This is a genomic window from Danxiaibacter flavus, assembly GCF_041060425.1.
Lineage (GTDB): Bacteria > Bacteroidota > Bacteroidia > Chitinophagales > Chitinophagaceae > Danxiaibacter > Danxiaibacter flavus.
Window position 1 is genome coordinate 447,611 of record NZ_JAULBC010000002.1, and the last position, 23,960, is coordinate 471,570.

Below are 23,960 nucleotides of genomic sequence, written 5' to 3' on the forward strand. Positions count from 1 at the left end.
ATGTAAAGGCCTCAAAACAGAATGCCGGTCTTTCAAACTGATTTCTCAAATAACCGAAAATGCAACCTAAACGACTCAAGTATTTGTATGACCGTTATGTTTCCGGCAGAATAACTTCTGCTGAATACAACGAATTGTCAGAATACATCACCCAAAATCAAACGGAAGAACAGCTTCATGACCTGATAAAGGAAACCTGGAACACTACGCCTTTGTACAAACAATCAGACGACAAGGCGGATGAAATATTCCGGAATATATTATCACATGGAGAATTAGCAATTCCGAAACCGCGACGCGTACAAGTTATGCTGAAACGCTTTGCTGTAGCAGCTTCCATCGCAGTTCTGGCAGGTTTAGGTTGGTATTTTATCAACAAGGAGCAGGCAGCCACTCCTCGTCCTTCAAAGAATATTATGGCTGCTGCCCAATCACAGAATCGCCGGTATATTCAGCTTCCGGATGGGAGCCGTGTAGTACTTAACCACGGCTCAACCTTAACCTGGTCGCCCGCTTTCAATGGAAAAACGAGAGAAGTTTACCTGACCGGCGAAGGGTATTTTGACATTCAGCATCTTGAAAATAAACCCTTTATCGTACATACGGGATCTGTTGCAACTACTGTACTGGGTACAGCTTTCAACATTAATGCCTATCAAAAGAATATTATAGTTACTGTAACCCGGGGAAAAGTGAAAGTTGAAAACAACCATCACCCTGTAGCCATCATTACACCTAATCAACAAGTGACTGTAAACGCTGACGAAAACGCCAGTGTAAAACAGACAGTTAACGCAGATAAAGCGGTTGAATGGAAACAGAAAGAATTGATCTTTGACGACCTGCCGATGGAAGAAATAGCGGTGGCGCTGGAAATGCAGTACAACGTATCATTCTCTTTTACAGACACAGCTCTAAAACAAAAGCATGTGACCGTAATTTTTCACAACAACGAAACGCTTGATGAAATGCTGAATGTAATTACTAAAGTAAACGGCATGCATTACGCCAGGAAAGGAAACGAAATAATAATAACTCCCAATTAAAAGCCTGCTATAAAACAGAAAATATGAACTACAATCACTCTCCTTAAAACCACCAACAAAAAACCGCTTTGGAGTCGAGGCCAAAACGGTTTTGCGATCCTTCGGCCATGGATGGCCGGAGGCGATTTAAACAATTTCGCCAAACTATTTAAACAATCAAATTTATGAACTTTTCTGCATTTGCAGGAGAATGGTCCGGCACGCCCGTGCCTCTCGCGAAAAAACTGCTTTTTCAAAACAACAAAAGGTTGCTCCGTCTTATGAGATTGAGTTTGTTTATCATGCTACTTGTATCCTGTTCTGCTACCATGCTTTTGGCTAAAGATGCCAACGGCCAGGACATGAACAAGATAAAGGTTAAACTGGAAGTAAAGCATTCTTCCCTGCTGGATGCTTTAAAAAAGATACAAAAGGAAACGCCTTTCACTTTTGCCTATAACAAGAAGGACGTTATAAATATTGAGATAAAGGACATTCCGGCGGAAGAACGTTCGGTAAAAGAAACGCTTGATCTTCTTTTTGAGAACACGGCGCTGCAATACGAGCAAATTGGCGGAAACATTGTAATCTCCATCAAGCCTGCAAAAAATACTTCCACCGTTTCCGACGTCAGCCTGCAGGAATTATTGCAGGCTGCATTGAAAAAAACTGTCATTACCGGAACCATAAAAACTGAAAAAGGCGACCCTATACAGGGTGTATCTGTAATGGTGCACAATACAACCATAGGTACCACAACCGACCAGAATGGCAAATTCAGCCTTTCGGTTTCTGATGAGAAAGTCACCCTTGATTTTTTGTATGTGGGATATGAACAGCAAAGCCGCGAAGTTACCGGCGACACTCCTGTTGATGTCGTTTTAAAAGAGATAGTTACCGGTTTGAATGAAGTGGTGGTGGTTGGTTACGGTACGCAGAAAAAAGCGGATGTTACTGCAGCTATTGCAAGCGTTAAGTCTGAAAACTTTGTAAAAGGCGCAGTTACCGACGCCGCACAACTTGTTAGAGGCAAGGTTGCAGGTTTGGCTGTTGTTACACCCGACGGCAACCCTACAAGCACTTCCCAGATTAACCTGAGGGGTATTACAACCATCAGTTCCAGCACATCTCCTTTTGTTATTATTGACGGTGTTCCCGGAACATTGACTACTGTTGCACCCGAAGACATTGAATCCATCGATGTTTTGAAAGACGGTTCTGCCGCCGCTATTTATGGAACGAGGGGTACAAATGGTGTTATTCTTATCACAACAAAAAAAGTGAATGGCGCCATGCAGCCGACAGTTGATTTGAACGCGTATGTTACCACACAGAAAATTACCAAGAAGTTATCATTTATGGATCCCACCCAATACCGTCAGTTGGTGGCTGAAGGTAAACCCGGCGCGTACGACTACGGAGCGAACACAAACTGGCTGGATGAGATAACACAAACACCTATTTCACAGGTGTACAATATCAGCCTGAAAGGCGGTTCGAAGAATACAAGTTATATCGCGAACCTCAACTACAGGAATTTAAATGGCATTATCAAAAAATCAGACAACATCTTGCTTTATCCCCGCATTGAAGTAAATCACTCGATGTTTGATGGAAAGCTAAAATTGAATGCCAATCTTAGTGGCTATGAGCAACATTATTTCTCAGGATCTGATGGTGGCAGCTATAACACTACCGTTTACAAAAACGCACTTACATACAATCCCACAGATCCCATTAAACAACCCGATGGAAGCTGGACAGAACATACGGACAAAACAGATTATGCTAACCCGGTCGCATTATTACAGGAAACCAACGGCTTAAATCAGAATACGAATCTAAGAACTTCAGCAACGATTACTTACGCCCCTATCAACGATATTAGTATTAAACTGCTTGGTTCCCGCGATCTATACAACAGCGTAAGAGGTTATTCTGAAACAAAGAAACATTACTCCAATGTGCATGATGGCAAAAATGGTTATGCATCAAGAGGTACTACACGTACAGAGGAGGACCTCATGGAACTTACCGGCACATACAACAAATTCTTTGGTGACCATCATCTTACAGCATTGCTTGGTTATAGCTGGCGTGAATTGAACTACCAGGATTATTGGATGCAAAACTGGGACTTTCCGACAGATCAGTTCTCTTACAACAACATGGGTGCAGGGTTGGCTTTGAAAAGAGGCCAGGCGCCGGAATCTTCTACACAGGAGCAAAATAAACTGATCGGTTATTTTGTAAGACTCAACTACGCGTTCAAGGAAAAATACCTGCTGGCTGCAAGTATTCGCCGCGAAGGCTCGTCTAAATTCGGCGCCAACTACAAATATGGAAACTTCCCCGCTATTTCTGCAGGATGGAACATCCAGAAAGAAGCTTTCATGAGCAATGTAAGTTTTATTAGCGCACTAAAACTGAGAGGTGGTTTTGGTATTACCGGTACCGAACCTGCGGCGCCTTATCAATCACTGAAAAGATTAAACTTCGACACGTACACTTACATCAACGGTCAATGGATCCAGGTAGTTAACCTTGCTCAAAACCCTAACCCCGATCTGAGATGGGAAAGGAAAGAAGAAACCAACATCGGTCTTGATTTCGGCTTCCTGAAAAACCGTATCACAGGTTCAATTGACGTGTACAAGCGCACTACAAAAGATCTGCTGTTCAACTATCCGGTAGCAACACCACCTTACCTGTACAGCAACATTTTTGCGAATGCCGCATCAATGGAAAACAAAGGATTGGAAATCCAGGTGAATGCCATTCCGGTTGAGACAAAAAACTTTGTATGGAACACGCAGGTTAACTTTTCAACCAACAGCAATAAAATGCTGTCATTATCAGACAAGAACTTCCAGTTAGCCAGCGGTTATTTTGATAAAGGCTATACCGGCGAGCCCATTCAACAATCCACACACCGCGTACAGATTGGTCAGCCAATCGGTAATTTCTGGGGATTTAAAAGTGTAGATGTAGATGAAGATGGCCACTGGATCATTGAGGGTAAAGATGGCAAGCCCAAACCAATCGCGCAACAACAGGCTGATGACAAACAGATCCTGGGCAACGGTTTACCTAAAACATACCTGGCTTTCAATAATACATTCACTTACAAGAATTTTGATCTGAACATAACCATGCGTGGCGCATTTGGTTTCCAGATATTGAACTCTCCACGTATGTTCTACGAAGTGCCTGTAATGCTCACAAGAGGTAACCTGCTGTCTAATGCATACGACAAAGTGTATGGAAAACATGTGCTTGCTGACAACCAGGAGCTGCAATACGTAAGCTACTACATAGAGAATGGCAATTATTGGAAAATTGATAATATAACACTGGGCTATAATGTACCAATCAAATCAAAGTATGTAAAAAGGATCAGGGTATATGGTTCCGCTTCCAACATCAAAACCTTTACAGGATATAAAGGGATTGACCCGGAAGTGAACATTTTGGGAATGGATCCGGGAGTAGATGACAAGTACAGATACCCTGCAACAACCACTTATACACTGGGTGCATTCTTTACCTTTTAAACTGCAGCATAAAGGCTTAACGGTTATATTTTATAACGCATTAACAATTTGAAATGAAACGGATAAAAAACTACATTATATATTTCTCCCTTGCTGCAGCTTGTGGTTACTCCTGCAACAAGGATTTAAATGAAAAAGTGTATCATGATGTAACGGAAGAAACTTACACATATACCGATGCCTACCAGGCGATAGGCATACTGTATGCGAATATGCGAGGTCTCTTTAATCACGTTAACTATTACATGGCCAATGAAACATCCAGCGACGAACTGGTAATGCCTGCCAATGCATCGGGCTGGGACGATGGTGGAATTTACAAAAGAATGCACCTGCATACGTGGAACTCAGAGAATCCGCAATTAACCAATATGTGGAATAGCTTGTACCCCGGTGTTATTAATGCCAATAGCTTATTGGAACAACTGGATGCTGATAAAATTCCTTTGCCATCCGGCGTTACAAAAGAAGCACTCGGCGCTGAGATCAGGGCGGCAAGAGCCTTCTTTTACTGGCTGATAATGGACAACTTTGGAGACGCCGCATTGATCACCAGCACAAGTAAAGATCTTCCTGCAAAATCAACAAGGAAGGATATTTACAACTTAGTAGTAACAGAATTAACGCAGGCTATTCCAGGCTTAAGCGAAGACAAAAATCAGCTGATGTACGGCCGCTTCAACAAGTGGGCAGCTAAAGCATTGCTGGCAAATGTTTATCTAAACGCTGAGGTTTATACAGGTGAAGCAAAATGGACCGATTGTCTTACGCAGTGTAACGACATCATCGCATCCAACAAATATCAATTAGAAGCTGATTATCGTAGCAATTTTATTACAGATAATCAGAACTCAACAGAGATTGTGTTCTCGATTCCTTTTGATGAAAACCAGGCTGGAGGACAATCGCCGCACATGTACTCCTGGCACGGCGCATTAAAAGATAAAGTGAATATGCAGGCTACACCATGGGGTTCTGGTTCTGCAATGGCTGTTTCACAGTTTATAGATACATACGATGCACAGGATAGCCGTCTTTCAGACACATGGCTGTATGGACCACAATTTGCATCAGACGGAGTAACACCGCTTAAAGGATCATACGATCAGGCCGGCAAACCATTGGTATTTACAAAAGATATTCCTGATGGTTTGTACACAGGAGAGTCAGAAGGCTACCGCATGAATAAGTTTGAAGTGAAGACAGGCGCGCGCGGAAGCCTGAGTAATGATTTTCCGTTCTTCCGCTATTCCGAAGTATTAATGATGAAAGCAGAATGCCTGCTTAGAACCGGCAATGCAGGTGAGGCTGCAACAGTTGTATCCAACGTTCGTTCAAGAGCCTTTAAAGCCAATCCGGGAAAAGCAACGGTAACTGCAGCACAGTTAACAGCAAACAGCAGGTATAAGTATGGCTATGTAGAAAATTATAAAATAGTAGATGCGGGCGACACATCTCCCATCCCTTACGGCGGCATGCTTGACGAACTTGGTTGGGAGTTTGCCTGGGAAGGACATCGCAGAAGGGATGATATTCGTTTTGGCGTGTATACAAAGAAAAGCTGGCTCTCACACAAGCCAACAGGTGATGACAGAAAAACGTTTATGATACCGCAGTCCGCAGTAAATGCAAATCCAAACTTGCAATAGACACCTTCACTCTTATTTTTCATGGCAAATGTTGCGGCGCCTCCTGAAGCAGGTGTAACTGTTTGGAACAGTACAATTACATACCTTCGGAGGCAAAGCAACATGCAACCCTTGCCTTATTATTTGCACCTAAAGACGCTTAACATGAATAACAAGATCAGCATCGGCATCGCCCTTGTGCTGGGATGCCAGGTGGCACAAGCACAATCTGCGTTTCCGAAAATAGAGCCAGTAAATTTTTCGCAGGTCCAGATTAATGATGCATTCTGGAAGCCACGCATTGAAAAGATCGCAACCGTAACAGTGCCGGTTTGCATCGATCAGACAGAAGTCAAAACTCCCCGCATCCGCAATTTTGAAAAGGTTGCAAGAAAAAAAGGGGAAAAACATGAAGGTATTTATTTTGATGATTCCGATGTTTATAAGGCGCTTGAAGCGATAGCTTATTCATTAAAGAATAAACCTGATGCAACCGTTGAAAAGACGGCAGATGAATGGATTGATAAGATTGCGGCAGCCCAGCTTCCTGATGGCTATCTCAATACTTATTACACTTTGAACGGACTGGATAAGCGCTGGACCGATATGGAAAAGCATGAAGACTATTGTGCAGGCCATTTGATTGAGGCGGCTGTTGCCTATTATAATACGACAGGCAAAAGAAAATTATTGGATGTAGCCATTCGTTTTGCTGATCATATCGATTCAACTTTCCGTCAGCAAAACCGCCACTGGGTTTCCGGTCATGAAGAAATAGAACTGGCGCTGGTTAAACTTTACAAAACTACAGGCAACAAAAAATATCTTGACCTGTCTGAATGGTACATTGAGGAACGTGGACATGGCTATGGTAAAGGAGTTATATGGGACCAATGGAAAGATCCAAAATATTGCCAGGATGATGTTCCTGTAAAAAATCAATCTGAGATAACAGGTCACGCAGTCAGGGCCATGTATTTATATACAGGAGTCGCAGATGTGGCTTCAGCTAAAAATGATACCGGTTATATGAAAGCGATGAAAACTGTTTGGGAAGATGTGGTTTATCGCAACATGTATATCACGGGGGGTATTGGTTCCTCAGGACGGAATGAAGGTTTTTCGCATGACTATGATCTGCCCAATCACAGCGCTTATTGTGAAACATGTGCATCAGTGGGAATGGTCTTCTGGAACCAGCGCATGAACCTTTTAACAGGTGACGCACGATACATGGATGTGCTGGAAAGGAGTCTGTATAACGGAGCATTGGACGGTCTTGCTTTAAGTGGTGATCATTTCTTCTATGGCAATCCGCTTGCTTCCGATGGTGGATATAAAAGAAGCGAATGGTTTGGAACAGCCTGCTGCCCCTCTAACATAGCACGCCTGGTAGCTTCGCTTGGTGACTATATTTATGCAACTTCTGACAACGGCGTTTGGGTTAATCTTTTTGTTGGAAGCAATACAACAATTCCGCTTAAAAAAACAAAAGTTGGATTACAACAAACAACTACATATCCATGGAAAGGCGATATTACACTGACAGTTTCTCCTGATAAGAAAGTCAGCTTCCCTTTGCATGTGCGCATTCCGGAGTGGACACAAAACAAACCTGTTCCCGGCAATACTTACTTTTTTATGAATGTCGCAAACACTTCATCGGCTGATTCTATTGCAATACTTGTCAACGGCAAACCAACACCATATACAATGGAAAAAGGTTATGCAGTAATTGAAAGAGAATGGAAAAAAGGCGATGTAGTCTCGATCAACCTCCCAATGCAGGTAAACAAGGTGATTGCGATTCCTGATGTGAAAGAAAATGTGAATCGCGTGGCATTACAAAGAGGCCCGATCGTTTATTGTTTTGAGCATCCTGACAATGGCGGAAATACAATGAATATCATCGTTCCTGACGATGCCATATTTAGAGCTGAATACAATCCTTCGTTGTTACAGGGAGTAGTAACGCTTGAAGCAGAAACTCCGGTAGTAACAGTTTCCAACGATGGCAAAACCGTTGAGACAAGCAGCAGGAAAGTAACCGCTATTCCCTACTATAGCTGGGCCAACAGAGGTGAAGGTGAAATGCAGGTATGGATGCCGAGAAGAGCGACTGAGGTAAGAGTGGGAACGAAATAAAGAAAGTGAATATTGAATCAATGTCGTTTCCTTAAGAATAATTGGCATTTATCAAGTACGATTTACGAAGTACGAAGTACCTGATTTTAGGATTGCTTTGTTTTTCGTGACCTCTTAAGGAAAGGACAATGAATAGTGAATGGTGAATAGTCAAAAGTGAAAAATGCAGCATCGTTATTGTCAATTAAAAAGCCTGTATTGGCAGTTTAAGGATGAACTGGATAATCTCAAATTTCAAATCTCAAATTTCAAATCTCTTAATGAAAAGGTTCTATTTTCTAGTCGCGTTCGGACTGATTACATTTTTTCTGGCCAATGCGCAAAATACTACTGCCAATAAATCCGGGGCTAATTACATCAATAATCGAGTTCCTTTGAAGCAGAAAACATATATCCAGCTACCGTTAGGTGCTATTAAACCGGAAGGATGGTTGAAGACAATGCTCCTGCAACAAAAAGAAGGCGCAACAGGACATCTGGATGAATTATATCCGCTGGTGATGAATCAAAGGAATGGCTGGCTGGGAGGCGACGGAGACCAATGGGAACGCGGACCTTACTGGATTGACGGGCTCTTGCCACTTGCATACATTCTGAAAGATCCTGTGCTGATCGCAAAGGTTAAGCCATGGGTTGAATGGTCATTAAACAGCCTGCAACCGGATGGCTATTTTGGTCCTTCAAAAGACTATCCGCATGAAGCCGGTATTCAACGCGACAACAGTCGCGACTGGTGGCCCAAAATGGTTATGCTTAAAGTATTGAAGCAATATTATGAAGCAACGAATGATAAGAGAGTGATTGACCTGATGACAAAATATTTTAAGTACCAGCTAAAAGAATTGCCATCAAAACCACTTGATCACTGGACCTTCTGGGCGAAATACCGCGCAGGTGATAATTTAATGATCGTTTACTGGTTGTACAATATTACCGGTGACAGGTTTTTGCTTGATCTTGGTGATCTGTTACACAAACAGACTTTTGATTACACCAATGCTTTTCTCAACACGGACCTTTTACAGACTGTGGGAAGCATTCACGGTGTAAATCTTGCACAGGGTATTAAGGAACCCATGATCTATTACCAACAACATCCAGAAGAAAAATATATCTCGGCCACAAAAAAAGGATTCAGTGATCTGCGAAAATTCAATGGAATGGCGCATGGGCTGTATGGAGGAGACGAAGCATTGCATGGTGCCAATCCTACGCAAGGTTCAGAGTTATGTACTGCGGTTGAAATGATGTACAGCCTGGAAAGTATTCTGGAAGTAAGTGGAGATGTTGATTACGCTGATCAGATCGAAAAAATTGCGTTCAATGCGTTGCCGTCTCAAGTGATGGAAGGTTTTGTGAACCGCCAGTATTTTCAACAGGCCAACCAGGTGATGGCAACCCGCCATATGCGCAACTTCGATGTCAATCATGATGGAACGGATGTTTGCTATAGTCTGCTGTCCGGTTATCCGTGCTGCACATCGAACATGCACCAGGGCTGGCCAAAATTCACGCAGAACCTTTGGTATGCCACAGCCGATAAAGGAATTGCGGCATTACTTTATTCCGCAAGCAGTGTAACAGCATTGGTAGGAGACAAAACAGAAGTAAACATCAGGGAAGAAACAAATTATCCTTTTGATGAAAGCATCAGGTTTACAGTAACACTCCCATCAAACAGCAAATCCGTAAACTTTCCTTTTCACCTGCGCGTGCCGCAATGGTGTAAAAAAGCAACCATAAAAGTGAATGGAAATGTTGTGCGTGAAGTTGAAGGCAACCAGGTTGCCAAAATAAATCGCGAATGGAAATCAGGTGATGTAGTGGAGCTTCAATTACCGATGCATATTTTCAAAAATACATGGTACGAAAATTCTGTATCAGTCGAGCGCGGGCCGATCACTTATGCGTTAAAAATGCAGGAAGAGGTTAAGAAAGTAAGCAATACAAAAGATCCAAAAGAGTTTGGTGATTACTACTATGAAGTGCATTCTGCATCGCCATGGAATTACGGATTGGTACTGGTTGCCGATGACAAGCTTGAATCCGCATTTCAAATGGAAAAGAAATCTGCTTTAGCAGATTATCCGTGGACGCAGAAAAATGCTCCGGTTACGCTTAAGACAAAAGCTTTCAGAATACCATCGTGGCAATTATACAACGAAATGACAGGACCAATTCCTTACAGCATAACATACAGGCTGGAGAAATCTGATAAAGAAGATGACATTGAACTAATCCCTTATGGCTGCACGCAATTACGTATCTCACAATTTCCGGTAGTAGGAAAAAGATAAATTTAAACGGCGTGAATGCACCTGTTCACGCCGTTACTAACTATGCTGTTATGAAATTTGCAACCTGCTTATACATATTCATCGTTAGCTGCACGGCGATCTTTGCACAAAGCAAAGTATTGTCTTCTGCATCTTTTAAACATTACATTGATAGCTTTAATGCAAATGATGATGAACTGTATAAACAATTTGTGCCCAACAACCAGGCCTGGACTTTTTTAGAAAACAATATCCCCTTTTTTGAGTGTCCCGATAAACAATTGGAAGAAACTTATTATTTCCGGTGGTGGACATACCGGAAACATATCAAACAAACACCCTCCGGTTTTGTGATATCCGAATTTTTGCCGGACGTTTCCTGGGCAGGAAAATACAATACGATCAGTTGTGCTGCTTCGCATCATTTTTATGAAGGCCGCTGGCTGCATAATAGCCTTTTTTTGAACGATTACATGCATTTCTGGTTAAATGACGCGGGGGATAATTTGAGACGCTATAGCTTTTGGTCCGCTGATGCGTGGCTGGCATTCACTTCGGTACACAATTCTGTCACAACGTCGCAAGATATTTTAAGCAAGCTTGAAAAAAACTACGAGGCATGGAAGGAAACGCATGGTGAGCAGGTGCATAATCTCTATTGGCAGGTTGATGGAGCTGATGGTATGGAAGTGAGTGTGGGTGGCCAGATCGACAACAATGGCCTTCCCGCTCATGGTTACAAAGGCATAAGGCCAACCATTAACAGTTATATGTATGGAGATGCAAGGGCCCTAGGCACCTTGACATTGAACGCCGGAAACAAACAACTTTCAAAACAATACTTATCCGAAGCTGCCGATATTAAACATAAAGTGCAACAAAATTTGTGGAGCGACAGTTTGCATTTTTTTGGCACAATTCCACTTGACAAAGATACAGATGACGCAAAGCCCATGCCCGTTAGAGAGCTGATTGGCTTTGTTCCCTGGTATTTTAATCTTCCCGATGATAACAACATTTATGGAAATGCATGGCTGCAGTTAAAAGATACATCCGGATTCAATGCGCCATACGGACCAACAACATGTGAACGCAGACACAAGTATTTTTCCGTTGCTTATACCGATCATGAATGTCAGTGGAACGGACCTTCATGGCCTTATGCTACTGCGCAAACATTAACTGCAATGGCCAATGTGTTAAACAACTACAAGAATTCTCCGGTAACAAAAAAAGATTATTTCGAACTGATGGGCATCTATTCCAACAGTCAGCGACGGACGCTTGACAATGGCAAAACCATTCCATGGATCGATGAAAATCTGAATCCATTTACAGGAGACTGGATCTCAAGAACAAGGTTGGCAAACTGGAACGGATCTCCATGGCCGAAAGACAAAGGTGGCAAAGAGCGCGGCAAAGATTATAACCATTCAACTTTTTGCGATCTGGTTATTTCTGGGTTGATTGGCATACGTCCATCTACAGACAACAAGTTAATTGTCCATCCGCTTATAAGTGAAGATCAGTGGGATTACTTCTGCCTGGATAACGTTTTATACCATGGCAAAATAATTACAATTTTCTTCGATAAGACTGGAAAGAAATATAGCCGGGGCAAGGGGTTCAATATACTGATTAATGGCAAACAGGTACATCATTCAACTTCTTTACAAAAAGCTGAAATAATGCTCAACTAAATTAAATGAACAGCGATCAATCACAAACGAAACCAGTAAGCAAAAAAAAGCAATGGCTCTTTCGCTGCATTGCAGCCTATTTGCCTTTGCTGTTTATTGTGTTGCTGGAAATAATTTTGAGAGTAGCTGGTTATGGACATTCCATGCAGCTTTTTATAACCGACACGGACAATGAAGAATATCTTGTAATGAATCGCTTTGCATCTGAACGGTTTTTCAGTAACCCGGAAAACGCAACCAGGGGAAATGCAGAACGTTTTAAAAAGGAAAAAACACCGGGAACTTTTCGTGTATTTGTGCTGGGAGAATCTACTACAATCGGTTATCCCTACATGCATAACGGATCATTTCATCGCTTGCTTCAATATCGCTTGCTGCATGAGTATCCATCTCTGAATACCGAGATCATCAACGTATCACTTACTGCAGTTAACTCATACACAGTAAAGGAATTTGCAAAAGAAGTTGCTGTTTACTCACCCGATGTTGTCATGATCTACAGCGGACATAATGAGTATTATGGTGCATGTGGCGTTGGTTCGACAAGCAGAACTGCAGGAAGCGCTTTTATGATAAACCTAATGATTCATCTGCGTGAACTTCGCGTAATGCAGCTTATCTCCAATGGTATTCATTCTTTAAAAAGACACGATGCAAAGAATGATGAAATTGACGTTACACTAATGGAACGCATGGCTAAAGAACAACAAATTCCTTATCAATCTCCACTATATAAAAAAGGGATTGAACAGTTCAACAGGAACATGGGAGAAGCATGCGAAGTACTAAGTAAAAAGAATATTCCAGTCATCATAGGCACATTGGTAAGTAATGAAAAAGATCTTGCCCCTTTTATAAATGCCAGTGGAGAGGGCTCTGCTAACGATGCATTCAAGAAAGGAAACGAAGCACACCAACACGGTGATTATTCTAAAGCAAAAAAATATTATCGTCTTGCGAAAGAGTTAGATCTCCTCCGCTTTAGAGCTCCTGACACATTAAACAGCATCATTCAAGAACTGCCTGTTAAATACGCAGGCGTATACGTTGCTGATGCTGAAAAGATCTTTCAACAACATTCACCCTACGGCGTAATTGGCAACGAGACATTATTGGAGCATGTTCATCCAAACCTTACGGGTTATGCATTGTTGTGTGAGGCTTTTTATGTCGCCCTAAAACAACATCAATTGTTAAAGGCTTCTCCATCACAAACTTTTACGTTAGATAATTTGTTTGCAGCAATGCCCGTAACTAAAGTAGACTCTATTAAAGGGGCTTATGAAATTGCCGCATTGAAAATGCGATGGCCGTTTAATCAACCCAAACAACAATTACAGGTGAATACATTTGAAGAAAGACTTGCTTCGGATATGCTGACCGGCAAAGTCACCTGGAATCAGACATTAGATACTTTGCTGCCCTACTACGAGCAGAAAAACGATTATGTAAATGCTTTAAAGGTTGCAGAAACTGCCATGCTTGAATACCCTAACGATGCAACCTTTTATGTATTTGCCGGGAAGTACAGCCAATTATTATCAAAGACCAGCCAGGCTGCATTGTATCTGCACAAGGCATTTCAATTACAACCAAGTGGTGAGTTGGCAAAAGAATTAACAAACATGCATTTACAATCTGATGAACCTGAGCTCGCATTGTATTACCTGAATTACAACATCAGTCATTCATTATCAAAGAAGGCATTGATGAACATACAACAGGTGATACAACAAGTTTGTTCTTTGAAGAAAGCATTTGCAAAAGACGCATCAAAAAATTCAGGAAGCCAGATTGCAATGCTCTATCGCCAGTTGGGATATGAAACTGTGGCAAAGAAGTATCAATAGGCGATGTTGCTCCGTTTAGATAATGAGCGGGTTCAAGTACGATTTATGAAGCCCGCCCGCGCCGATGCGCATTCGGACGGGTACAAAGTACTTAAGTTCCCGGACGTTTAACTTTTTGTAGCAGTAGAGACGAAGGGATCTTAAGTAGTAACAAATTATTCACCCGACAAAAAAGAATTATGTTCTTCAAGGAATTTTGGGCCTTTATCCGCACAAGAAAAAAGTACTGGCTTGTTCCACTTATCCTGCTTCTCTTACTGATGGGCTTGCTCATTTTTGCAACCAGCGGTTCTGCTTTGGCGCCTTTTATTTATTCGTTGTTTTAAGGATTGGATAAAATGGAGGATAGGCCTAACTAGTTGTTGGTACGCCACATACTAAGCCAACCCTGCATACCAACAACGGCGAGTACATGCCAATACTAGCAGCCAAGGCATGACCTACAAACTTAAACAGTCAAAACACATGGCAAAGTAATCTGAAACAGAAGGAAGACCGTAGTTGTTGGTATGCCGCAATGGTTTGAGCCAAGCGTACCAACAACTCGGAGTGCTGACCGATATTTCATCAATATTGATCACCTAACTGGTTATTGAGGCTTCGCCCACCATGCGTGCCCTGCACTGCAACAACAGCGGTTGTCTAACAATTCAGAAACTATTTCCAAATACTCTTCAATTCATCAACCGATAAATTCTGGATCGTCATTTTCGCTCCTGACTCTATTAAAAAACTATCATAAGGTTTTGATGGGAACATAATACTCGTCATCACTGTAAGGCCATTATCTGCAAACAATTCAACGGAAGAAACGTCAATATATAATGTGATGGAAGATTTGGCAGAAGTAGCTATCCTCGGCGCGATCTGCTTGTTCCCAAACGACTGTTCAAAATTTGTTTCACCCGATTTGCTGCGGTCGATGAAAAATTGATTTGAACTTTTCTCATAACCGATGATCAGTTTTTCGCCATTGCTGTTGGATAAAATAATATTATGATCTACCAGGTTATCTACATTAAAAGAGAGCCGAAATGGACCATTTAGCTTGCCAGGATAGTTGTAATTTTTTCCATCCACAGCGTTGACCGTTTTGCTATTCGCGACAAGTGTATTCAGTTCCTTAACCGGATCAGAAGCGAGGTAATAGCTGCCATTTACTTTTTTGAGGCTCAGTTGCCGCGGAATTGTGTTCGCGCTGCGCCAGGCTTGCGTTGGCACAGCCTGCCCGTACATCCAGTTGCTCATCCAGCCAAGAAAAACTATGCGGTTGCCTGTGTTTGACCATGTTACGCCGGCATAGTCGTCTCTTCCATAATCAATCCATTTTAACTGGTTATCGTCTGGCATAAATGAATGACCGTCAAAAGTTCCTGTAAAGTACTGCGTACCGGAACCGCCATTGGGCGCACCGGGATTTATGCTGACCAACAATACCCAAATTGTCCTCCCTTCATAACTAAGCGGAAAAAGATCGGGACACTCCCACACGCCGCCATGAGCCCCACGATCTTGGCCAAAAGAGCTTTCTTTGGTCCATTCCTTAAGGTTGGGGGAAGAAAAAAAAGTAATCCTGTCCTTTGTCGCCAGCGTCATGATCCACTTTTTCCCGGCTTCATACCATCGCACTTTGGGATCCCGGAAATCAGTGATCCCGGGATTGGCAAGGACCGGGTTATGTTCGTATTTTGTCCAGGATTTTCCTTCGTCAATACTATACGCAATACTTTGTGTTTGAAAATTGTTGCGTTGAGCCTTTTCTCCTACGGGATCATGATTGGTGTAAATAGCAACAAGCGGCGCCTTGCCATTTTTTCCAAATCCTGAAGTGTTATTGACATCTGCAACGGCACTTCCGGAAAAAATGTAACCAAGGCTATCAGGATATAGGGCAATTGGCTGCTCCTGCCAGTGCACCATGTCTTTACTGGTAGCATGCCCCCAATGCATAGGTCCCCACACCGTACTTTCCGGGTAATATTGAAAGAATAAGTGATAAATGTCTTTATAGTAAACCATCCCATTGGGATCATTCATCCAGCTTTTCTTTGGCGAAAAATGGATCTGAGGACGATATAAATCCTGGTATGACTGGGCATTTACAGTAGCCAACAGCATGCAACCGGCAATCGCGAAATAGTTTCTTAGTTTCATAGCCTGGAGAATGTTTAAGTCCAACAACAATCGAGAATCAAACGCTACTTTAAAATACTCCATTTATGGCTGGGATGGAAATTTAGTACGGAATATATCTGTATAGGTTAAGCACTACAAAATAACCGGGAGTAGCCAGGAAACACTATTCAATTTATACCACCAGCAAACTGCAGCCACGGATATCGCTGTTATCAAGTCTTCCCCACACTTCAAAACTCCCATCCTCATAAACAATTCCCACATCATCCGTCGCTATAAAGCAACAGCTGTCGTGGTTGGCAAGATCTATAACATTTATAATGCCTCGCCCTGAGGTTTTGACGAGAAAGGGATCTTCCTCATCTCTTACCAATATTTTCATCCACGGCGGGCACACAAACCGCCCCTCAACTTTTGAATAAGCCTGGCTTAATAGTTCTGTCATACCATACTCAGAATGAATGGCACTAACGCCCAGGCCTTTATGTAACAGGCCATGTACTTCCTGGCGCGTTAGTTCACGCCGGCGCCCCTTCATGCCGCCGGTTTCCATAATCGTGGTATGTTTTAACGGCATGGGAAATTGTTCTGCAAAATCGAGCAGCGCAAACGTCACCCCTATCAATAACACTTTTTGCCCATTAGATTCTGTCTGTTTCAAAACTTCAGCAAGCTTTCCGAATTCATCGAGGTAAAAACCACTCAAAGGATTACCGGATAAGCCGATAAGCTTATCAACCATGTATACCAACGAAGATCCTTTCCGCTCTAAATATGCAGGAAGAAGCCCAATAATACACCAATCCTTTATGTCGCCATAAAATAATTCGAATGCTTTGATAAAGCTCTCTTCATAAACTGACACATCCCTGACGAAATGATTGCTGTTTATTGTTTGAGTTGTGCCGCTGCTACTGAAAGCAATTTGTGGTTCATATTCTCCCGTCTTAACCGCATGCGTCTTGAAAAAAGAGATCGGTAAATAGGCAATCTGCTGCAACGTTTGAACGTTATCTGTTTTAGTAACATCGCACCACTGGCGATACACACTATTTTCGGCATACTGATAATTAAAGAAATTCAGCGCTGTGGCTGTAAAATCAATTTTCCCGGTGAAAATATTGTTAACGTCAGGCGAACTATGTTTCAACTGATGGTTTGTTTTATATAAATTTGACATGAAAGTAAAGAAAATGAAAGCAAAATTATTAATCCTCAGCATATTGGTAACAGTTTTGGCGGCTTGTAGCAAGGATAAGTTCACAACAAAACCTCAATTAAAATTCAAAAGCGTAAACGTCACTGAATTAAATCAGGGTGATGTATTGGAATTCAAGCTGCAGGTTACTGATAAAGAGGGTGATATACAAGATTCTATATGGTTTCAACGAATATCTAAAGTTTGCAAGGGTGAGGGGGCTAATGAACTGTCAGATGTCCCTTCTCCTTATGCAATGCCTAAATTCGACAGCAGGGCCGACGTGAACGGCGAAATAACAATGACATTTTCTTACAACTCAATCGGAACCGGTTACCCGTCTTTAGGAGGCTGCGGATTCAGGGCTGATACCAGTGTTTTCAGGTTTTGGATACGTGATAATGCGCAACATGTGAGCGATACTATTTCATCTCCTCCTATCACGTTTTTAAAATAATCCTTTGTTTAGAAAGCTAACCGAGTTAATCTTTTTTGGTAACTATTTTTACGCATCATGCGCAGTCGCGTTGGCTATAGAAACCAATGTTCAACTCGGATACACGCTGAATCCTTTTCTGTTTTACGTGTTGCTCGCAGCAGGCACAGTGTACTACTATAATACTGCATATATAACCGAATCTGTTGTTCCAACCACCAATAAAAGAAAAGCATGGTATCAGAATCATGCTAAACAAGCCAGGTTAACGCAAACAATTTTGTTATGGCTGGTTATCGCGGGTAGTATTTACGTTGCACTAACTTATTATAAGGGTTTGCTATCCTTGTCCTTATCCAATTGGTTTATTCTTTTTTGTACCCCGCTAATTGCAATACTCTATTACGGACTTTCCTGGAGCGATATTTTTCATTTGAATCTTCGTGAAAATGGTTTTCTTAAACCCTTTGTGATCGGTGCAGTCTGGGCCGGAGTGGTGACCATCTACCCGATCATGTTTAAGATCATTCAGACAGAAAGCACTTTCCAGGTTTCTTTTTTTGCCGTGTGGCTGTTCATAAAGAACTGGATGTTCATAACGGTGCTATGCATTATGTTTGATATTAAGGATTATGCGACGGACCACAACATGCAATTGAAAACATTTGTAGTACGTGCAGGTTTACGTAAAACAATATTTCTCATCATTATTCCACTTAGTCTTGCAGGATGGCTTTCTTTTCTTGTATTTGCCTATTTCAGAAATTTTACGTTTCAGCGCATATTGTTTAACAGCATCCCTTTTATTCTCTTACTGATTGTGGCTTACTCAATGCATCAACGAAAATCTATTCTTTACTACCTGTTTATTATTGACGGGTTAATGCTCGCAAAAGCTGTTTGCGGCGTATTGGGCGTTGTGTTCGGATAACTTACTTTAACATTGATTTGGTAAGACGTTTGGCCAGGGCTTGGTAAATTAGAGGAATATGCGTGCAGCTACCATTCTTCTGCTTTCATCATTTATTATAGCAAAGCCTCTATCGGCGCAAGAATTTCTGCAAGGTAAAATTGTGGAAAAGGGTTCTGGCAGAATACTTATGTCAGTAACAATCCATAATCTTACCAATAATACTTATGCAAGCTCGGACATGGGTGGCTTTTTCAAAATAATGGCGGCAAAAAATGATCAAATTACTTTTTCAACGGATGGTTATTTTACTTATTCATTTACCGTAACTACAAAAAATTTATACGCTGATAATAAAATTATTCTTGAGCCGGCAGGTAACATGCTTGATTCAGTAACGGTGATTAGCAAGTACAAGGTGGATTCCATTAATCGCCGGAGTGAATATGCATCGTTGTATAACCGGCCAATGTCAAGAGTAACGGGCGGCCACACTCCGGTTGGCTTTGGAATTAATTTCAGTCCCTTCACCTACTTTTCGCGTCAGGAAAAACAACGCCGCGATCTAAAAAAACGTTTGAAAAAAGAGGACGAAGCCTCTTACATCGACTTCCGGTTCTCACCTGAACAGGTCACAAGGTTAACATCGTTAAAAGGTGATTCTCTTCAATCCTTTCTCAGCAAATACCGGCCAACTTACTCTTTCTGTCGCAAAGCATCAACTGACGATATGCGCACGTATATTCAAACATCGTATAGGGAGTTTGTAAAGAACAATTAATGTACGATGTAAGATGTAAGATGTGAACCACCTTAAGTACGAATTACGAAGTACGAAGTACCCAGGTTTAACAGTACAAGTCTATCTCAAAGCTGATGCTGTTCAAAACAAATAATCAATGGTCGTTCTAACGTACTTCGTACTTCGTAATTCGTACTTTAAACTCACATTGGCGCACCAACACCCGGCATCTACATCGTACACCGTACATCTAACATCGTACATGTGCTCACATCGTACATTTGTTTTATTTTTGCGCGAAATTTCTTACAACGATGTACAAAGTGTATGGTATTCCGAATTGCGATACGGTAAAGAAGACATTAACGTGGCTGAAAGATCATAATATTCCTTTTGAATTTCATAACTACAAAACGGAAGGTATTAGTGCGGAGAAACTTAAAGAGTGGAGCAAACAGGTGGGTTGGGAAGTGTTGTTGAATAAAAAAAGTACGACGTGGAAAGGTATAGATCCTGCGGTTCAGGCGACCGTTACTTCCGTGAAAAATGCAGTTTCTTTAATGAAAGAAAATACAAGTCTTATCAAACGTCCGGTGATTGAATTAAATAATGAAGTGATCAGCGTAGGATTCGATGCAGCTTCTTACGAAGAAAAATTCCGTTCAAAACTTACAGCATAGTTTTCGGATGTATGCATAAAAAAATGAGCGGCAACCATAAATTACCGCTCATTTTTTTATGTTCAGCGTCTCGCAAGACTTCCTATTTCAAGATCGCCTTTAGTTTATTTATTAGTTCTTCTCCACGTAAGTTCTTCCCGATAATCATTCCATCAGGATCAATCAGCATATTGAATGGTATTGACTGCACATGATATAATCTTGCAGCTTCATTGTTCCAGTATTGCAGGTCGCTTACGTGTGTCCAGCTCAACTTATCTGCTTTTATAGCCTGCAACCAATTATCTTTTTGCTGGTCGAGTGATACACCAAGCACTGTAAAATTCTTCTCTTTGAACTCATTATATGCCGCAACTACAGTAGGGTTTTCTCTCCTGCACGGACCGCACCAGCTTGCCCAGAAATCTACGAGCACATATTTACCCTTAAACTGCGAAAGAGATACAGGTTTGCCATTTACATCATTCTGCGTAAAATCAAGCGCCTTTGTGCCTACTGCCCCAATCTTATCACTATTTAATGCCTCCTGTAAATTTTTGGCGTATTTGTTTTCCTGCGCTACAGGTCCAAGGCTGGTCAGCCTGCTTTCAAAAATTTTTGCATCCTTGTTGGGATCTGTATCATATGCGTAAGCCAATAATAAAGCAGACACCGGTGAATTTTTCTTTTGAGCTATAAAGCGGTCGATAGCTCCCTGCCAGATGCCGTAGGATGTATTCAGCATTATTGCCAAAGAATCTCTTGATGCTGTGCTGGTTGCCTGTTGCAGCGAATTTCTGTAATAGCCCACATAGTCATTCAACGGCCTGACATACTGCAAAAAATCCTCATAATCTTTTTGGGAAGCAGATCCGGATATTTTAGTCGAAGGCCAGTCGCTTACATCAGAAGTAATATCTATATTATCACTACCTATAAACAATACCAGCCGTTGATTTACGGACGGAAGATGCAGAAAGCGGCTGTCCACATCGTCAACTTTTCCTTTAAGCACAAAAGTGCCGCCTTTTACGCTGGTTGAAGCAAGCGTATCCTGCTCGTTGAGTGATGATAGATATACCTGCGCATTTTCAGCAAGACCTTTTATTTTCCCTGTTATGGTAAAATTCTTTGGATTGCCATGTGATTGGGCAAGCAATAAAACGGGAAACAAGGCTGCAGCTAAACCGGTTAACTTCATAGGTCTTTATTTTGAATGACGTTGTTTTAACACATCAATTACTGATTGCAAATTATAGCCTTTAGCGTTAAGTAAAAGTAAATAGTGAAACAACAGATCTGCCGCCTCATTCAGAAACAGATCCTCGTTATTATCTTTTGCTTCAATCACCAGCTCCACAGCTTCCTCACCCACTTTCTGTGCCACTTTATTAATGCCTTTCGACATAAGCCTGGCTACGTAAGATTCTTCCGGAGACGATTGCCTTCTCAGTTTGATAATATCTTCAAGATACAACAGAAAGTTGTCACTGTGATTTTTCTCGCTCCAGCAAGTATCTGCGCCGGTGTGGCAAACCGGGCCTAAGGGATGTGCCTTTATGAGGAATGTATCATTGTCACAATCAAGAAAAATGGACTTCAATTTTAAAAAGTTACCACTCTCCTCGCCTTTCGTCCATAAACGATTTTTACTGCGGCTGTAAAAAGTAACATTTCCTGTTTGTTCTGTTTTATGCAACGCTTCTTCATTCATAAAACCGAGCATCAGCACTTTGCTGGTGTCATAGTCCTGCACTATTGCCGGGACAAGGCCATCCTGGTATTTTGTAAAGTCCGCTTTCATATTATTTATATCCGCGATAAATTGTTGCTGTATTTTAATTATTTGCGTGCTGATTCTCTCCTGACTGATGTTTTTTTGCTGCCAGTTGCTTCATCAGATCTTCCTGTTTTTGTTGCAATCTTTCCCGCCGCTGTTCTTCTTTCTCCCGTCTCTTTCTGTTCACTACGTAAAACAGGTAAAAAGATAATACTACCAAAAATAAGGTCAGTAGCAACATACCATCAGTTTTTATTATTTGAAACCCGGTTGCATTGCTGCCATTCACTTCATTAAATAGGAACATGACAGAGGAAATTCCGCAAGTCTGCACCTTTCACTATTCACCATTGACCATTCACTTCTAAACCCTCACTTCAATGTTCTTGTCCTTCAAATATGCTTTCAGATCCGGTATAGCAATTTCTTTAAAGTGAAAAATGCTGGCTGCCAGTGCCGCATCCGCCATTCCTTTCTCAAAAGCGTCGATGAAATGGTCCATCGTACCACCTCCGCCGCTGGCTATAACAGGAACCGGCAATTGCGTTGCCAAAGTTCGGGTAATATCCAATGCAAAACCCTGTTTTGTTCCGTCGTGGTTCATCGAGGTAAGCAAAATCTCCCCCGCGCCATTATCCACGCCTTTTTTGGCCCAATCCAGGCATTTCATGTCCGTCTTGGTTCTTCCGCCATTCAGATAAACATACCATTCGCCGTCTTCTTCCTGTCTTGTGTCTATGGCAAGCACCACACACTGGCTGCCAAATTCTTTTTCCAGCTCGACAATCAACTCCGGACGTTTAAATGCCGCTGTATTTACAGAAATTTTGTCGGCCCCGTTTTGCAAAAGAACGCTTACATCATCTACGCTGCTAATACCGCCACCTACTGTAAAAGGAATATTTACATGATGCGCAATTCTGTTCACCAGTTCACTAAGCGTTTTGCGCTTTTCCACTGTGGCTGTAATATCCAAAAAAACCAGTTCGTCGGCGCCTTCCTTGGCATACAATGCACCCAGTTCAACCGGGTCGCCGGCATCACGAAGATCAACAAAGTTGGTTCCTTTTACTGTTCTCCCATCCTTGATATCGAGGCATGGGATGATTCGTTTTGTTAGCATATTTTTACTGATTCAAAAGTCAAGATTCAAAACTTTACTATTGGCTATAGGTGTATTCAATATTTTTAGCAGGCAGGCACTTGTAATTGCTAGATTCCGAATTTATTTACAAACTCTTCAGCTGTCAGCACTCCGATTGAGGAAGTTTTATAATCCTTCTTGTTCCTTGTTATGATATAATTCAGCCCAACTACATTTAAAGCGGTAAAGTATTGTACCGCATCTTCAAAATCAGAAAATTCACTTTCCATTGCCAGCAACAAATCCTTATGATGGGTTGCTGGTACCGACACAAAATTTAAAAGCTTTCTAATAATTCGCTTCGCTTCAACTTTAGTTTTTTGCTGATTTACCAGATAGTAAATATTGATCACATTACTTGCTGAGGTCACACCTTCTATTCTTCCCTGTTCGCATTCTAAAAGCAAGGATTCCGCGGCATCGGCAAATTTTTCTCTATCTAGAAAAAGGTCAAGAAAAATGTTTGTGTCGATAAAAACTTTCACCTTATAAATATTTTTTTGTCAACCGGTCTACTTTTTGAGCTTTCCAATCTTCACCGGCATTAACATCCTTCAATATTCCTCTTAAACTGCGAACATCACTCTTTGTAGATGGAGGCGTGCGCTTAAACTCCTGTGATAGAAACTTTTCTACCATTTTCGACAGGTTTATATGTTTATCCAGCTTTGAAAGCCTGTTGATTTCATCCATTAGCGATGAATCAATTGATAATGTTAACTTGGATTTCATACCTCAGATTTATACGTATAAAGATAAGCAAAAACAGAAATATAC

At 41.6% G+C, this 23,960-nt stretch carries 20 protein-coding genes; 12 read left to right on the forward strand and 8 right to left on the reverse strand.

All coding sequences use genetic code 11. The features are described 5' to 3' along the window. Positions 1-59: 59 nt before the first annotated feature. The 8 genes from QTN47_RS07525 (at position 60) to QTN47_RS07560 (ending at position 14,504) form a co-directional block, all read left to right on the forward strand. Positions 60-1,046, forward strand: coding sequence for a FecR family protein (locus tag QTN47_RS07525; RefSeq protein WP_369328734.1), 987 nt, complete (start codon positions 60-62; stop codon positions 1,044-1,046). Between the two features lie 164 nt (positions 1,047-1,210). Next, positions 1,211-4,579, forward strand: coding sequence for a SusC/RagA family TonB-linked outer membrane protein (locus QTN47_RS07530; RefSeq protein ID WP_369328735.1), 3,369 nt, complete (start codon positions 1,211-1,213; stop codon positions 4,577-4,579). A 53-nt stretch (positions 4,580-4,632) separates the two neighbouring features. Continuing rightward, positions 4,633-6,228, forward strand: coding sequence for a RagB/SusD family nutrient uptake outer membrane protein (locus QTN47_RS07535; protein ID WP_369328736.1), 1,596 nt, complete (start codon positions 4,633-4,635; stop codon positions 6,226-6,228). 21 nt (positions 6,229-6,249) lie between these two features. Next, positions 6,250-8,352, forward strand: a complete 2,103-nt coding sequence (locus tag QTN47_RS07540; RefSeq protein ID WP_369328737.1) for a glycoside hydrolase family 127 protein — start codon at positions 6,250-6,252, stop codon at positions 8,350-8,352. A 260-nt stretch (positions 8,353-8,612) separates the two neighbouring features. Next, the gene (locus QTN47_RS07545) at positions 8,613-10,649 is read left to right on the forward strand and encodes a beta-L-arabinofuranosidase domain-containing protein (RefSeq protein ID WP_369328738.1); all 2,037 of its coding nucleotides are present in this window, start codon (positions 8,613-8,615) and stop codon (positions 10,647-10,649) included. Between the two features lie 50 nt (positions 10,650-10,699). After that, positions 10,700-12,328 (forward strand): MGH1-like glycoside hydrolase domain-containing protein, encoded by a 1,629-nt coding sequence (locus QTN47_RS07550; protein ID WP_369328739.1) that lies wholly within the window; start codon positions 10,700-10,702, stop codon positions 12,326-12,328. Positions 12,329-12,333: 5 nt separating this feature from the next. Next, on the forward strand, positions 12,334-14,178 hold the full coding sequence (locus QTN47_RS07555) for a hypothetical protein (protein WP_369328740.1): 1,845 nt from the start codon (positions 12,334-12,336) through the stop codon (positions 14,176-14,178). Between the two features lie 179 nt (positions 14,179-14,357). Beyond that, positions 14,358-14,504 (forward strand): DUF5989 family protein, encoded by a 147-nt coding sequence (locus QTN47_RS07560; RefSeq protein ID WP_369328741.1) that lies wholly within the window; start codon positions 14,358-14,360, stop codon positions 14,502-14,504. A 331-nt stretch (positions 14,505-14,835) separates the two neighbouring features. Here QTN47_RS07560 and QTN47_RS07565 read toward each other — a convergent pair whose 3' ends face one another. Next, positions 14,836-16,332, reverse strand: coding sequence for a glycoside hydrolase family 32 protein (locus QTN47_RS07565; RefSeq protein ID WP_369328742.1), 1,497 nt, complete (start codon positions 16,330-16,332; stop codon positions 14,836-14,838). A 154-nt stretch (positions 16,333-16,486) separates the two neighbouring features. After that, entirely contained in the window at positions 16,487-17,464 is a 978-nt protein-coding gene (locus QTN47_RS07570) for a LuxE/PaaK family acyltransferase (RefSeq protein ID WP_369328743.1), read from the reverse strand. A gap of 28 nt (positions 17,465-17,492) precedes the next feature. On the opposite strand from QTN47_RS07570, the gene QTN47_RS07575 reads away from it, so the two are divergent. The 4 genes from QTN47_RS07575 to QTN47_RS07590 all read left to right on the forward strand — a co-directional run bounded on the left by QTN47_RS07575 (position 17,493) and on the right by QTN47_RS07590 (position 20,280). Beyond that, the gene (locus QTN47_RS07575; RefSeq protein ID WP_369328744.1) at positions 17,493-17,969 is read left to right on the forward strand and encodes a hypothetical protein; all 477 of its coding nucleotides are present in this window, start codon (positions 17,493-17,495) and stop codon (positions 17,967-17,969) included. A gap of 4 nt (positions 17,970-17,973) precedes the next feature. Then, positions 17,974-18,879 carry a UbiA prenyltransferase family protein gene (locus QTN47_RS07580; RefSeq protein ID WP_369328745.1) on the forward strand — a complete coding sequence of 302 codons (906 nt, stop codon included), beginning with the start codon at positions 17,974-17,976 and terminating at the stop codon, positions 18,877-18,879. Between the two features lie 58 nt (positions 18,880-18,937). After that, entirely contained in the window at positions 18,938-19,639 is a 702-nt protein-coding gene (locus QTN47_RS07585; RefSeq protein WP_369328746.1) for a carboxypeptidase-like regulatory domain-containing protein, read from the forward strand. 275 nt (positions 19,640-19,914) lie between these two features. Then, positions 19,915-20,280, forward strand: a complete 366-nt coding sequence (locus QTN47_RS07590; RefSeq protein WP_369328747.1) for a Spx/MgsR family RNA polymerase-binding regulatory protein — start codon at positions 19,915-19,917, stop codon at positions 20,278-20,280. Positions 20,281-20,362: 82 nt separating this feature from the next. Here QTN47_RS07590 and QTN47_RS07595 read toward each other — a convergent pair whose 3' ends face one another. The 6 genes from QTN47_RS07595 to QTN47_RS07620 all read right to left on the reverse strand — a co-directional run bounded on the left by QTN47_RS07595 (position 20,363) and on the right by QTN47_RS07620 (position 23,915). Continuing rightward, positions 20,363-21,460, reverse strand: a complete 1,098-nt coding sequence (locus tag QTN47_RS07595) for a TlpA disulfide reductase family protein (protein WP_369328748.1) — start codon at positions 21,458-21,460, stop codon at positions 20,363-20,365. 6 nt (positions 21,461-21,466) lie between these two features. Then, complete coding sequence (hisIE, locus tag QTN47_RS07600) at positions 21,467-22,063, reverse strand: bifunctional phosphoribosyl-AMP cyclohydrolase/phosphoribosyl-ATP diphosphatase HisIE (protein WP_369328749.1); 597 nt, start codon at positions 22,061-22,063, stop codon at positions 21,467-21,469. A gap of 34 nt (positions 22,064-22,097) precedes the next feature. Further along, on the reverse strand, positions 22,098-22,346 hold the full coding sequence (locus QTN47_RS07605; protein WP_369328750.1) for a hypothetical protein: 249 nt from the start codon (positions 22,344-22,346) through the stop codon (positions 22,098-22,100). 57 nt (positions 22,347-22,403) lie between these two features. Next, entirely contained in the window at positions 22,404-23,162 is a 759-nt protein-coding gene (gene hisF, locus QTN47_RS07610; protein WP_369328751.1) for an imidazole glycerol phosphate synthase subunit HisF, read from the reverse strand. Between the two features lie 89 nt (positions 23,163-23,251). Further along, complete coding sequence (locus QTN47_RS07615; protein WP_369328752.1) at positions 23,252-23,668, reverse strand: type II toxin-antitoxin system VapC family toxin; 417 nt, start codon at positions 23,666-23,668, stop codon at positions 23,252-23,254. A gap of 1 nt (position 23,669) precedes the next feature. After that, on the reverse strand, positions 23,670-23,915 hold the full coding sequence (locus QTN47_RS07620; RefSeq protein WP_369328753.1) for a DUF6364 family protein: 246 nt from the start codon (positions 23,913-23,915) through the stop codon (positions 23,670-23,672). Positions 23,916-23,960 lie beyond the last annotated feature (45 nt).